This is a genomic window from Pseudomonas sp. YuFO8 (assembly GCF_035065025.1).
GTDB lineage: Bacteria > Pseudomonadota > Gammaproteobacteria > Pseudomonadales > Pseudomonadaceae > Aquipseudomonas > Aquipseudomonas putida_AE.
Genome location: NZ_JAXDEQ010000021.1, coordinates 86,571 through 98,564, shown reverse-complemented (window position 1 = coordinate 98,564; position 11,994 = coordinate 86,571). Strand labels below are relative to the sequence as shown.

Sequence of the window (11,994 nt, the reverse complement as noted above, 5' to 3'; positions counted from 1 at the left end):
CCGAATGGGATTGAGTGTCGCGCCACGAGATTCATTTGTTAAGTTGTTTTTTTGGCTTGATTGATTGATAAAGATCATTAAACCGCTGCTTCAATCTTGCCGTTTGAAGCTTGTAGCTGACAACTGGAGCAAAGCGACCATGACCATCAAGCAGATCCGCGCCTTCCTGGCCGTGGCCCAGAGCCTGAGTTTCGCGGTGGCCTGCGAGCGCCTGCACCTGTCGCAATCGGCCCTGAGCCTGACCATCAAGGCCCTGGAAGAAAGCCTGGGCGGGCGCCTGTTCACTCGCAACACACGCAATGTGGCGTTGACTGCCGAAGGCGAAGCCCTGGTGCCGCTGGCGCGCCGCCTGATCGCCGATTGGGACAATGCCGAGGATGATCTGCGCCAGCGTTTCACCCTGCAGCGCGGGCGCGTGACCCTGGCGGCCATGCCATCGTTCGCCGGCAACCTGCTGCCGCCGATCCTCAAGACCTTCCGCGCGCGGTATCCAAAAGTCAACGTCACGGTCAACGACGTGATCAACGAGCAAGTGCTGGAAATGGTCCGTGACCGCCAGGTGGAACTGGGCGTGGCGTTCGAGCCGACCCAGAGCTCGTCGCTGCAATTCACGCCGTTGTACATCGATCGCTTCGTGGCGGTGGTGCCCGCTGATTCGCCGTTGGTCGAACTGGAGGTAGTCGACTGGCCGACCTTGCTCAAGGAACCGTTCATCACCTTGCAGCGACCGTCGACGGTGCGAGTGATGCTGGAGGAACACTTGCAAGCCCGGGGCATGAAGTTGCCGGTGGAGTTCGAAAGCCATCAACTGGCTACGGTGGGGCGGATGGTTGCCAGCGGGCTGGGCGTGAGCGCCGTTCCGGCACTGTGCGCCGGGCAGATGCGTGAACTGGGGGCGCGCTGCATCACCTTGCGTGATCCGGTGGTGGAACGGGCGCTTGGGGTACTGACGTTGCCGGGCGGGGAGTTGTCGGCGGCGGCGCAGGCGTTGTTTGATGTGCTCAAAGAAGAAAACCTCGGCGAGCGAGTTTTCATGAGCTGATCACAAGTCCCCCCTGTGGGAGCCAGCCTGCTGGCGATGGCGGTGTATCAGGCGCGGGAGATGTTGAATGTGTCGGCCTCATCGCCAGCAGGCTGGCTCCCACAGAGGGATTGGGTTGTGTCAGGTGTTTAGGCGTTGTGCCAGTAACGGTAAAAGCTGTTCGCAGGACATTTCTATTTTCATATCCAGGATCCCGTCAGCCCGGGTCTTGCCCAGGTTGATCGCCAGCAGCGGCTTGCCCTGGTCCACCACCGCCCGGCACAGGCGAAACGCCGAGTACGCCATCAGCGACGAGCCAACCACGAGCAACCCGGCCGCCTTTTCCACCGTGGCCATCGCTTTTGCCGCAGTTGCCTGTGCGACGTTCTCGCCAAAGAACACCACGTCCGGTTTCATCCTCTCACCCGCGCAATGCGGGCAACGCGGGACCTGGAAGCGTGCTTCGAAGGCTGCATCCAGCAGGGTATCGCCGTCCGGGGCCTGCACCGCGTCGACGCCGGCCAAATATGGGTTTTGCGTTTCCATCAATTGCTGGATCGAATCGCGCTCACTGCGTTTTCCGCAGTCCAGGCACAGCACCCGGTGCAGGCTGCCATGCAGTTCGATCACGTCATGGCTGCCGGCCTGGTCGTGCAGGGTATCGACGTTCTGGGTGATCAAGCCGCTGATCCACCGGGTGCTCTGCAAGCGGGCGAGGGTGTCGTGGGCCACGTTCGGTTGTGCCTGACGCACCCGCGGCCAGCCCAGCATCGCTCGCGCCCAGTAACGCCGCCGGGATTCGGGCGCCGAGAGAAATTCCTGGTACATCATCGGCTGGCGGCCGCGCCGCACGCCCTGGTTGTCGCGATAGTCGGGAATGCCCGACGGCGTGCTGATGCCGGCGCCGGTCAGGACCGCGAACGGCTCGTCGGCCATCAGGTGCTGGAGGCGATCGAGTTGTTCGTGGATCTGGTGGTCGAGCATCTTCAACACTCCGGGGGCCACGGACGAACGCATGTAGGAGCTGCCGCAGGCTGCGATCTTTTGATCTTGCTTTTTAACATCAAAATCAAAAGATCGCAGCCTGCGGCAGCTCCTACAGGGTGCGGGCGGGTTACTTGCGTGCTTCAAGGATCAGGTTGAACGGCGTTTCCGTGGCCCGGCGGAAACTCGAGAACCCCGCCTCGCTGAACACCTTGCGCAACCGCGCCTCGCCTGCCTGGGCGCCGAGGCCGAGGCCGACTTCCTGGGACAGCGAGTTGGGCGTGCAGATGAAGGTCGAGGCGGCGTAGAACAGCCGGCCGACCGGGGTGATGTTGTCGTCCAGCGAGTCGTTGGCGAAAGGTTCCACCAGCAATACCGTGCCGTCCGGCTTCAACGACTCGTAGGCGTGTTTGGCCGCGCCCACCGGGTCGCCCATGTCGTGCAGGCAGTCGAAGTAGCAGACCAGGTCATAGTCGTCGCCGGGGTAGTTCTTGGCCGTGCCCTGGAAGAACTGCGCGCGGCTGGACACGCCACCTTCTTCGGCGCGCTGGGTGGCGACCGTGACGGACGGCGCGTGGTAGTCGAAGCCGACGAACCGCGAGTTCGGGTACGCCTGGGCCATGATCACCGTCGACGCGCCATGGCCGCAGCCGATGTCGGCGACCTTGGCGCCTTCCTCCAGCTTGGCCACCACGCCGTCCAGGGCCGGCAACCATTCGGCGATCAGGTGCGCCTTGTAGCCGGGCCGGAAGAAGCGTTCGGTGCCGCTGAACATGCACGGATGGTGATCGCCCCAGGCCAGGGCGCCGTCGCCGCGCATGGCCTTGACCAGTTTGTCCTTGTCATGGAAAAACGATGCAACCACACCGATGCCACCGGCTATGTAGACCGGAGAGTCTTCGATGGCCAGCGCCAGGGCTTGCTCTTCGGGCAGGCGGAACTGGCCGTCGCGGTGTTCCATGTAGCCGGAGGCGGCGTGGGCGCTCAGCCATTCGCGCACCAGGCGGGGGTTGCAGCCGGTCTTGTCGGCGAGCGCTTGGGGGCTGATCGGCTGGCTGTCGGCCATGGCCCGGTACAGGCCGAGTTCTTCGCCGAGGATGACGTTGGCCAGCATCGCCGCGCCGCCCATGTCGCCCACCAGTTTGCCCATGAAATCGTTGAGTCTGGCCTCGTCCATCACGTGTGCTCCTTTGCAAGGATCACGGTCCGGAGGCTTTGTCTGTCCGGGCGGTGGTCGTGGGAATGAACAGGACGCTGAGCAGCTCCTGTGTGCATTAAGTTTAGTTTGCATACCGTGCAGAGTGGCCTGGAGCGACGAAAGTCCCCTGACCGATACCGACCCCCTGTGGGAGCGGGCTTGCTCGCGATAGCGGTGTGTCAGTCTACAAATAGGCTGGATCTGCCGGCCTCTTCGCTGGCAAGCCAGCTCCTACAGGGTATTGGTCAGCAGTGCCTGTGTGTGTATCCCACTGTATCTAACTGGCCCCTCGATACAGTCCCGCTCTATTGCTGCTTATTGCCGAACACAGACCAGATACAAACCTGCGCTGAACTGTGAGGACTATTCGCGCCTGACACCGTAGAGGATCACCATGACAACGCTTGTGCCTCAACCCACTCTCAACGCCACGCCGGTCAATCGCCTGCGGGTCGATCGCTACACCAACGGCATCATCGGCCCGAGCCAGCCGATGCTCGGCCCGCTGGCCGACGGCGGCACGCTGATCACCGGGACGCCGCCAGGTTGCTGGGGGCCGATGATCACGCCAGCGTTCGAGGGCGGCCATGAAGTGACGCAGCCGGTGGCCATCGCCGGGGCGCAGATCGGCGATGCCGTGGCGATCACTATCAAAAGCATGCGCGTCACGTCGCTGGCCACTTCGTCCGGCGTCATGAGCTTCGTCGAGGGGCGCTACAACGGCGATCCGTTCGTCGCCAAATTCTGCTCCAAGTGCGGCACCGAGCATCCGGCCAGCCATGTCGAAGGCATTGGCGAGGACGCGATCCGCTGCAACCACTGTGGCGCCGAGGTCAGCGCCTTTCGCTTCAGCCACGGCTATGTGATTGTGTTCGACGCGCAGAATCAGGTCAGCCTGACGGTCAACCAGGACATCGCCAATCAACTGGCCGGCAAGGCCTCCGAGATGTCGGCGCTGCCGGAGTTCGCCGCGCAGCATTCGATCCTGTCCCTGGCCCGCGCCGACATCCCCGGCGTCGCCGCGCACATGCGCCCGTTCCTCGGCAACATCGGCACCCTGCCGTCCCGGGATATTCCCGACTCGCACAACTGCGCCGACTTCGGCCAGTACCTGATCAACGCCCCGCACCGTTTCGGCATGAGCCGCGAGGAGTTGCACGCGGCCAAGACCGACGGCCACATGGACACCAATTCGATCCGCGAAGGCTGTGTGCTGATCTGCCCGGTGAAAGTGCCGGGGGCCGGGGTGTACATGGGTGACATGCATGCGCAGCAAGGCAACGGCGAGATCGCCGGCCACGCCACCGATTGCTCCGGGGAAACCGAGGTGGTGGTGCAAGTGGTGAAAAACCTGACGCTGGAAGGGCCGATCCTCCTGCAAAACCTCGATGACCTGCCACCGATGGCGCGGCCGATGAATGCCGGGCAGCGCGCGAAAGTCCGTGAGCTGGGCGAGCGTTGGGGGCAGCACGAGATCGAACAGAGCGGCCCGATCACCTTCATCGGCAGCGGCGAGAACCTCAACCTGGCGGTGGAGAACGGCTTGACCCGCGCCGCCGCGGTCACCGGCCTGCCCTATGACGAAGTGCTCAATCGCGCCACCATCACCGGCTCCATCGACATCAGTCGCCTGCCCGGCACCGTGCGCGTGACCTTCCTGTGCCCGATGGACGTGCTCGACTCCATGGGCATCGGTGATCTGGTGCGCGAGAAATACGACCTGGCGTAAAGCCGGGCAGCGGGTCTGTATCAGAGTGTATACAGACCCGCTGCCGATACACGCTTTGCGGTTTTCTGTCAGCACGCCACACAGACCCGATACATCCCTTCGATTAACTGTGATGACGTTCTGACAACCTTGGAATCGACATCATGCACACCTCCATCACATCAACCAGGGCCAGCGCCGGGCTCGGCCTGCGTCGCGGCTTGATCAAGGACCTGCTGGCCGCCCCGGCCGGCCATTTCGACTTTCTCGAAGTCGCACCGGAGAACTGGATCGGCATCGGCGGCGCCCACGGCGCGGCGCTGCGGACCCTGGCCGAGCGCTATCCGTTGTCCTGTCATGGCTTGTCCCTGTCCCTGGGCGGCCCCTCGCCACTGGACGTCGAATTCCTGCGGGAGGTGCGGGTCTTCCTCGATCACCACCAGGTGCCCCTGTACAGCGAGCACCTCAGTTACTGCAGCGATGACGGCCACCTGTATGACCTGTTGCCATTGCCCTTCACCGAAGAAGCGGTGCATCACGTCGCCGCGCGCATCCGCCAGGCCCAGGACATTCTCGGCCGTCGCCTGGCGGTGGAAAACGTCTCTTACTACGCCGCCCCGCAGCAGGACATGGACGAGGTGACGTTCACCAACGCCGTGCTGCGCGAAGCCGATTGCGACCTGTTGCTGGACGTCAACAACGTGTACGTCAACTCGATCAACCACGGGTTCGATCCGCGTACCTTCCTGGCCGGGATCGACGCGAACCGGGTGGTGGCCATGCACATCGCCGGGCACTTCGATGAGTCCGATACCCTGAAAATCGACACCCATGGCGCCTCGGTCAAACCCGCGGTTTGGTCGCTGCTGGCCGACGCCTACGGCCGATTCGGCGCGCAACCGACCTTGCTGGAAAGGGATTTCAACTTTCCGGCGTTTTCCGAGCTGGTTGTCGAGTTGCAGACCATTCGCCGCTTGCAGACCGAGGAGGTGAACCGTGGCTAAGCGCACGCTGCACGACCAGCAAAACAGCATGGGCCTGTACTTGCGCGATCCCGAGCGCTACGCGCCGCCGGCGGAAATGGACCCGGCGCGGGCCGGGGTGTATCGCGACCTGGTGTTCGCCAACCTGTCGTCGTTGATCAGCGGCACCTTTCCGGTACTGGTGAAGATCCTCGGTGATGAGCACTGGCGGACATTGGTGCGAATCTTCCTGCGCGACTACCGCGCCCATACTCCGAAATTCGGTGAAATCGCCGAGGAATTTGTCGAGTTTCTCGCTTCCGGGCCTGAGGCGTTGATCGATGGACCCTGGCCGCCGTTCATGGTCGAGCTGGCGCATTACGAATGGGTGGAAATGGCCCTGCAACAATCCGAGGCCGAACCTTTGTCCGGCGGCGATGCCGATGGCTTGCTGGATCGACCTTTACAGGTTTCGCCATTGGCCTGGCCCTTGGCGTATGCCTGGCCAGTGCAACTGGTCGGGCCGGATTATCAGCCCGATACACCGCCGGATCAGCTGACGCTGTTGCTGGTGCGCCGGGACCTGGATTTCAGCGTGAAGTTTTCCGAGTTGAGCCCGTTGGCGTTTCGGTTGTTGCAGCGCATCGAGGAATTTCCCGGGCAGACCGGACGTGCACATCTGCAGGGGTTGGCGGCGGAGGCGGGGATGACGGAGTCTGTGGAGTTTATTGAAAGCGGTCTGGGGTTGTTGCGGCAGATGCAGGGGGAGGGCGTCATTGCTTGAACGAACATGGATCGTTCCCACACGCGTGGGAACGATCAACAGTATCACCCGCGCAATTTCAGCTCCGCACACAACCCACCACCCTCACGATTGCTCAATGTCAACGATCCCCCGATCGCCAACGCCAGCTGCTGCGCAATCGCCAGTCCCAACCCGGTGCCACCCGTGCTGCGGTTACGTGAATTTTCCACGCGGTAGAACGGTTGCATGACCTGGCTCAGTTCCGCTTCGGCAATCCCCGGGCCGCGGTCCATGACCTTCACCGACACGCTGCCATCGGTTTGCTTTTCCACCAGCAGTTCCGCTGCTCCGGCGAACTTGAGGGCGTTGTCCGTCAGGTTCACCAGCACTCGCCGCAAGGCGTGGGGGCGGGTGTCGATGACGGTGGTGCTTTTGCCGCTCAACTGCACTTGCTTGCCCATGTCCTGATAATCGAACACCAGGCTGTCGAGGAACGAGTCCAGGTCGGTGCGCCGGCTTTCTTCAGTGGCGCCATGGACGCTGCGGGCATACGCCACGCCTTCGCGCACCAGGTGTTCCATCTCGCCGAGGTCGTTCCACAGCTTGTCTTTCTCCACCGAGTCGTCCATGAATTCGGCGCGCAGTTTCATCCGCGTGATCGGCGTTTGCAGGTCATGGGAGATCGCCGCCAGCAGTTGCATGCGTTCCTTCAGGTAGGCGGCGATGCGCGCCTGCATGGCGTTGAAGGCCTTGGCGGCGTGGGCCACTTCGGTCGGGCCTTTTTCGTCCAGCAGCACCGGGTGGGTGTTGGGGTCGAGGCTGTCCACGGCTTCGGCGAGGCGGGTCAGGGGGCGGATGGCGATTCGCACGGCCAGCCAGGTACAGGCAATCATCAGCGCCAGTTGCCCGAGCAGCATGAAGGGCAGCCAGGGCGACAGCGGCACCATCGAAGGCCGCACGTCGATGGTCAGCGGGCTACCGTCCGCCAGTTTCAGGTGCACCTGGAAGTGTTTCACCGGCCCTGGAATGTCGGTGAAGGTCATCGGGTAGTCCTTGCCGATGGAATTCTTGATCGAGGTCATGGCAATCGGTGCTTCGGGCATGTCCGTGTCCATGGAGGTACCGGGCGAGCCTTCACTCAACAGATAGCGATAATTGCGCCGGTCCAGTTGTTGCAGCCAACTGGCGCGTTCTTCGGCCGGCAGGCGATCGAGGATGGCGATGGAGGTCGAGACGTCGGTTTCCAGGTTGCCGAGCATGGTGTTTTTCGAGATTTCATAGCGCTCGTAGTACTGCGCACCGAAGGACAGCGCCTGGGCGAGGATCAGGCCGATCAGGAAGATCAGCGACAGCCTTGACGCCAGGGTGCGGGGCCAGCGAAGCGTGCGGTTCATGCTGGCGCACCGACGATTTCCACCGGCAGGGAAAACACATAGCCCTCGCTGCGCACGGTCTTGATGTAGGCCGGTTCGCGGGCATCGTCCAGCAGGCGCTGGCGCAGGCGACTGACCAGCAGGTCGATGGAGCGATCGAACAGGTCGGCGTCGCGGCCCTGGGTCAGGTTGAGCAACTGGTCGCGATTGAGCACCCGCTGCGGGTGATCGAGGAACACCCGCAGCAACCGGTACTCGGCGCCGCTGAGGGCGACCATGGTGCCGTCGCCATCGAGCAGGTGTCGGGCGGAAGTGTCCAGGCGCCAACGACCGAAGGCCAGCAGGCGGCTGGATTCGGTCACCACCAGGTTCGGTGGCAGCATGCGTGTGCGGCGCAGCACGGCGTTGATCCGGGCCAACAGTTCGCGGGCGGCGAAGGGCTTGACCAGGTAGTCGTCGGCACCCATTTCCAGGCCGATGATGCGGTCGGTTTCATCGTTGCGCGCGGTGAGCATCAATACCGGGGTGGCCTTGTGTTTGCCCGTGCGCAGCTCGCGGCAGAGCATCAGGCCATCGTCGCCGGGCATCATGATGTCCAGCACGATCAGGTCCACCGGCGTGGATTCGAGGAAGCTGCGCATCTGCCGGCCATCGGCCACGACTGTGGTGCGCAGGCCGTTTTTCTTCAGGTAGTTGCCCACCAACTCTCGTATCTCGCGGTCATCGTCAACGATGAGAATGTGATCGACGTGCTCCATGGATTTGCCTCTGTCAGTGGGGGATGTCGCACAGTCTATCGAGCCTTGGCCCGCTCGCCCGTCGCCCTTTGTATTGCAGTGTATCTGGCCTGTGGGCGGATACACACCGACGCAAAAACAGCCATTTCCCGGGGTTTTGTATCCCTCTGTATCCCGGCCCGGTCCAGATACTTTCCGATTTACCCGCGCCGGTTCCCGACACATGCGGGATACCTCGCGGGCTTCTAATAGGTTCCATCGAGGCAGACCACAGCGCCTCTACCCAACCAACGATCTACCTGTCGAACCTTGAGGAAACCACCATGAACACCAAAGCCATCTACGCCGCTTGCCTGTTTGCCGCCCTGAACATCTGCACCTTGTCGGCCCGCGCCGAAGCGGATGTGACCCCGATGAGCTACAGCTACGGCACGCACCTGGACATCAGGAAAGTGGTGTCGTTGAAACAGGATGCCTCGCCCTCCTGCGGCGTGGTGAATGCACAGCTGACCTACCTGGATTCCCAGAGCAAGACCCAGGTCCTGGACTACCGCAAATTGGCTGACAACTGCAGCTCGGACAACTGAGTCCAGCGATCACGCTTAGCGCATTCCACTCACGCCAGGAAGAACATCATGAACAACGTTACCCGCTTTTTGACCGCTTTTGCTTTCTCCGTTGCCGGCGCCGCGGCCCATGCCAACGCCGCTGTAGAACAGAACGCTTGTGGCAGCAGCACCTGCTTTCAGCTGACGCCGGTGGCCGAGAAGGGCGGTGATGCCTTCCTCGCCGAGAACGGTTCCAGCCGTACACCGCAAGGCAAGTTGCTGGATGGCCAGACGGCCTGATTTCCGAATACCACGCCGATCCCCTGTAGGAGCTGGCTTGCCAGCGAAGGCGGCAGCCCATACAACCCGGGTTGTGGCCGTTAGACCGCTTTCGCTGGCAAGCCAGCTCCTACAGGGAGCGGTCCATGCTACCCAAAATTTTCAATGGTGACCCCCATGTTACTCATCGCTTTCCTGGGCGGCATATTGACCGTCCTCAGCCCCTGTATCCTCCCGGTCGTACCCTTCCTGTTCGCCGGTGCAGACCGTACGCGCTCGTCGATCATGCTGACCCTCGGCGGCATGGTCCTGACGTTTGCCCTGATCTCCAGCCTGGCCGTGGTCAGCAGTGAATGGGTGATCCAAGCCAGCAACACCGGGCGCCATGTGGCCCTGATCGTGATGGTGCTGTTCGCCCTGTCGCTGATTTCCGCACGGGTCGGCGACTGGTTGGCGCGTCCGTTCGTTGCCCTGGGTAATCGCATCGACCCCAACAGCCGCAAGATGTCCGGCCCGCTGAGTTCGGTGATGATCGGCGTGGCGACCGGGCTGCTCTGGGCGCCGTGCGCCGGGCCGATCCTCGGGGTGATTCTGACCAGCGCCATGCTGCAAGGCGCCAACGCCGGGACCAGTCTGTTGCTGGTGGCCTACGGCCTGGGTAGCGCATTGTCCCTGGGCACCTTGATCTTCGCCGGTCGTGGCCTGGTCAATCGCCTGAAGCCGTCGATCCCGGTCACTGGCTGGTTGCGTCGGGGTGCGGGTGTGGCGGTGTTGGCCGGGGCGGCGGTGATTGCCACCGGCACCAACGATGTACTGCTGGCCAATACCTCGTCGCAAGGGGTCAGCAGTGTCGAGAAAGGCTTGCTGGAAAACGTGCCGAAGGTCGTCGATTACTTCGTCAGCAAGGTCAAGGCCGAGTCCATGGACAACGCCCAGGGCGCCATGCCGTCCCTGACCGGTGCGGTGGAGTGGATCAACTCGCCAGCGCTGACCAACGAATCGCTCAAGGGCAAAGTGGTGCTGGTGGACTTCTGGACCTTCGACTGCATCAACTGCAAGCACACCCTGCCGTACGTCAAGGACTGGGCGAAGAAGTACGAGAAGGACGGCCTGGTGGTGATCGGCGTACACACCCCCGAATACGGGTTCGAGCGCATCATCGACAACGTCAAGGACAAGGTGAAGGAATACGGCATCACCTACCCGGTCGCGATCGACAACAACTATGCGATCTGGCGCAACTTCGACAACCAGTACTGGCCGGCTCACTACCTGATCGATGCCAAGGGGCAGGTGCGTTATACCCACTTTGGCGAGGGCAGCTATGAGACTCAGGAGAAGGTGATCCAGCAGTTGCTGGAAGAGGCGAAGGCCGCTGTTCCGGCGGCTTGAGATCAAAGGACCGCATCAATGGCTCACCTCACCGTGGGCCATTGTGCGTTTCTCCTGACTGCGCCGCCACGCTGCTGGCGGCGCGCCGTACTCACGACGGAAGGCCCGACTGAACGCCGTGTCGGTCTGGTAACCCACCTCTTCGGCGATGCGTATCAACGAACTGTTACTGCTGCGTAACAGGTTGGCCGCCAGCAGCATGCGCCATTGCGTCAGGTACTGCATCGGCGAAACCCCCACCAGTTGCGCAAAGCGTTCTGCCAGGACCGATCTCGAGGTGCCGGCCGTGCGCGCCAGTTCATCCAGGGTCCAGGCGTGGCAGGGTTTCTTGTGCAGGGCGTTGAGGGCCGCACCGACGATCCGGTCGCTCACGCCGGCCAGCCAACCGGTACGACCCTCGCCGTGTTCGTGCATGTACAGGCGCAGCACTTCGATGAACAGCACCTCGGCCAGTTTCGCCAGCACGCCTTCGCCGCCAGGCCTTGGCGAGCGCGCTTCGGCCAAGGCATAACGCACCGAAGATTCCAGCCAGATGCCGGCGTTCGAGCCACGCACATTGACCCTGACCACGGGCGGCAGCCCTGCCAGCAACATGCCGGCCAGACGCGTGTCGCAGGCCAGGTAGCCGCACACCAGGCGCGTCACCGCGCCGCCACCGCCATAACTCAACTGGCGTGGGCGCCGCGCCAGTACCTCGTCGAGCCGCGCACCGCTGGCGGGCGTCAACCCGGGGCGCGAACTCATGCGATGGGCGTGTCCCTGGGGGAATATCACCACGTCGCCGGGGTTGAGCAGCAGCGGCGGATCATCCCCCAGTTCGACGTAGCACTCGCCCTCGGTGATCAGGTGAAAGATCACCACCCGTTCGGCGCCAGGCTCCAGGAACGGCGCCGCCGTGTCTGCGCTGGGCGACTGATAGCACCAGGGCGCGGTGAACCTGGCGTTGATGAAGATCGCGCCGACCAGGCGGACGACACGCAGGGTCTGTGACAGGGCGTCCATGGGCGTTTTTCCCGTGTGGGGGTTTCCGATTGTGAACGCGTCACG

The 11,994-nt window shown here is 62.9% G+C and carries 12 protein-coding genes; 7 read left to right on the top strand and 5 right to left on the bottom strand.

Going from position 1 to position 11,994, the window contains the following annotated elements; all coding sequences use genetic code 11:
- The first annotated feature begins 139 nt into the window (after positions 1 to 139).
- The gene (locus SOP95_RS19325) at positions 140 to 1,042 is read left to right on the top strand and encodes a LysR family transcriptional regulator (RefSeq protein ID WP_274076902.1); all 903 of its coding nucleotides are present in this window, start codon (positions 140 to 142) and stop codon (positions 1,040 to 1,042) included.
- A 120-nt stretch (positions 1,043 to 1,162) separates the two neighbouring features.
- Here SOP95_RS19325 and SOP95_RS19320 read toward each other — a convergent pair whose 3' ends face one another.
- On the bottom strand, positions 1,163 to 2,005 hold the full coding sequence (locus tag SOP95_RS19320; RefSeq protein ID WP_323607998.1) for an NAD-dependent protein deacetylase: 843 nt from the start codon (positions 2,003 to 2,005) through the stop codon (positions 1,163 to 1,165).
- 130 nt (positions 2,006 to 2,135) lie between these two features.
- Positions 2,136 to 3,182, bottom strand: a complete 1,047-nt coding sequence (locus tag SOP95_RS19315; RefSeq protein ID WP_274076903.1) for a class I SAM-dependent methyltransferase — start codon at positions 3,180 to 3,182, stop codon at positions 2,136 to 2,138.
- A 415-nt stretch (positions 3,183 to 3,597) separates the two neighbouring features.
- Between SOP95_RS19315 and SOP95_RS19310 the strand changes: the two genes are divergently transcribed.
- The 3 genes from SOP95_RS19310 to SOP95_RS19300 all read left to right on the top strand — a co-directional run bounded on the left by SOP95_RS19310 (position 3,598) and on the right by SOP95_RS19300 (position 6,657).
- Positions 3,598 to 4,932: an acetamidase/formamidase family protein gene (locus tag SOP95_RS19310; RefSeq protein WP_323607978.1), complete on the top strand. Its 1,335-nt coding sequence runs from the start codon at positions 3,598 to 3,600 to the stop codon at positions 4,930 to 4,932.
- 143 nt (positions 4,933 to 5,075) lie between these two features.
- Entirely contained in the window at positions 5,076 to 5,915 is an 840-nt protein-coding gene (locus SOP95_RS19305) for an HvfB family MNIO-type RiPP peptide maturase (RefSeq protein ID WP_274076905.1), read from the top strand.
- Positions 5,908 to 6,657, top strand: a complete 750-nt coding sequence (locus SOP95_RS19300; RefSeq protein WP_323607977.1) for an HvfC family RiPP maturation protein — start codon at positions 5,908 to 5,910, stop codon at positions 6,655 to 6,657. The genes SOP95_RS19305 and SOP95_RS19300 overlap by 8 nt, the downstream gene beginning before the upstream one ends.
- A gap of 44 nt (positions 6,658 to 6,701) precedes the next feature.
- Here the strand turns inward: SOP95_RS19300 and SOP95_RS19295 are convergent, their stop codons facing one another.
- Together SOP95_RS19295 and SOP95_RS19290 are read right to left on the bottom strand one after the other, a co-directional pair.
- Positions 6,702 to 8,012, bottom strand: coding sequence for a HAMP domain-containing sensor histidine kinase (locus tag SOP95_RS19295; protein WP_323607976.1), 1,311 nt, complete (start codon positions 8,010 to 8,012; stop codon positions 6,702 to 6,704).
- Positions 8,009 to 8,749 (bottom strand): response regulator, encoded by a 741-nt coding sequence (locus tag SOP95_RS19290; protein WP_046816306.1) that lies wholly within the window; start codon positions 8,747 to 8,749, stop codon positions 8,009 to 8,011. The genes SOP95_RS19295 and SOP95_RS19290 overlap by 4 nt, the downstream gene beginning before the upstream one ends.
- Positions 8,750 to 9,051: 302 nt before the next feature.
- Here SOP95_RS19290 and SOP95_RS19285 point away from each other — a divergent pair, with 302 nt between their 5' ends.
- The 3 genes from SOP95_RS19285 to SOP95_RS19275 all read left to right on the top strand — a co-directional run bounded on the left by SOP95_RS19285 (position 9,052) and on the right by SOP95_RS19275 (position 10,947).
- The gene (locus SOP95_RS19285; protein WP_323607975.1) at positions 9,052 to 9,315 is read left to right on the top strand and encodes a DUF2790 domain-containing protein; all 264 of its coding nucleotides are present in this window, start codon (positions 9,052 to 9,054) and stop codon (positions 9,313 to 9,315) included.
- Positions 9,316 to 9,363: 48 nt separating this feature from the next.
- On the top strand, positions 9,364 to 9,576 hold the full coding sequence (locus tag SOP95_RS19280) for a hypothetical protein (protein ID WP_323607974.1): 213 nt from the start codon (positions 9,364 to 9,366) through the stop codon (positions 9,574 to 9,576).
- Positions 9,577 to 9,732: 156 nt separating this feature from the next.
- Positions 9,733 to 10,947 (top strand): cytochrome c biogenesis protein DipZ, encoded by a 1,215-nt coding sequence (locus SOP95_RS19275; protein ID WP_323607972.1) that lies wholly within the window; start codon positions 9,733 to 9,735, stop codon positions 10,945 to 10,947.
- Positions 10,948 to 10,962: 15 nt separating this feature from the next.
- Here SOP95_RS19275 and SOP95_RS19270 read toward each other — a convergent pair whose 3' ends face one another.
- The gene (locus tag SOP95_RS19270) at positions 10,963 to 11,949 is read right to left on the bottom strand and encodes an AraC family transcriptional regulator (RefSeq protein ID WP_274076911.1); all 987 of its coding nucleotides are present in this window, start codon (positions 11,947 to 11,949) and stop codon (positions 10,963 to 10,965) included.
- Positions 11,950 to 11,994 lie beyond the last annotated feature (45 nt).

Bases quoted from the DNA above. Each gene is read 5' to 3' on its own strand.
- SOP95_RS19280 (WP_323607974.1), top strand. From the start codon at position 9,364: ATGAACAACGTTACCCGCTTTTTGACCGCTTTTGCTTTCTCCGTTGCC.
- SOP95_RS19320 (WP_323607998.1), bottom strand. From the start codon at position 2,005: ATGCTCGACCACCAGATCCACGAACAACTCGATCGCCTCCAGCACCTG.
- SOP95_RS19315 (WP_274076903.1), bottom strand. From the start codon at position 3,182: ATGGACGAGGCCAGACTCAACGATTTCATGGGCAAACTGGTGGGCGAC.
- SOP95_RS19290 (WP_046816306.1), bottom strand. From the start codon at position 8,749: ATGGAGCACGTCGATCACATTCTCATCGTTGACGATGACCGCGAGATA.
- SOP95_RS19270 (WP_274076911.1), bottom strand. From the start codon at position 11,949: ATGGACGCCCTGTCACAGACCCTGCGTGTCGTCCGCCTGGTCGGCGCG.
- SOP95_RS19295 (WP_323607976.1), bottom strand. From the start codon at position 8,012: ATGAACCGCACGCTTCGCTGGCCCCGCACCCTGGCGTCAAGGCTGTCG.
- SOP95_RS19310 (WP_323607978.1), top strand. From the start codon at position 3,598: ATGACAACGCTTGTGCCTCAACCCACTCTCAACGCCACGCCGGTCAAT.
- SOP95_RS19325 (WP_274076902.1), top strand. From the start codon at position 140: ATGACCATCAAGCAGATCCGCGCCTTCCTGGCCGTGGCCCAGAGCCTG.
- SOP95_RS19275 (WP_323607972.1), top strand. From the start codon at position 9,733: ATGTTACTCATCGCTTTCCTGGGCGGCATATTGACCGTCCTCAGCCCC.
- SOP95_RS19285 (WP_323607975.1), top strand. From the start codon at position 9,052: ATGAACACCAAAGCCATCTACGCCGCTTGCCTGTTTGCCGCCCTGAAC.
- SOP95_RS19305 (WP_274076905.1), top strand. From the start codon at position 5,076: ATGCACACCTCCATCACATCAACCAGGGCCAGCGCCGGGCTCGGCCTG.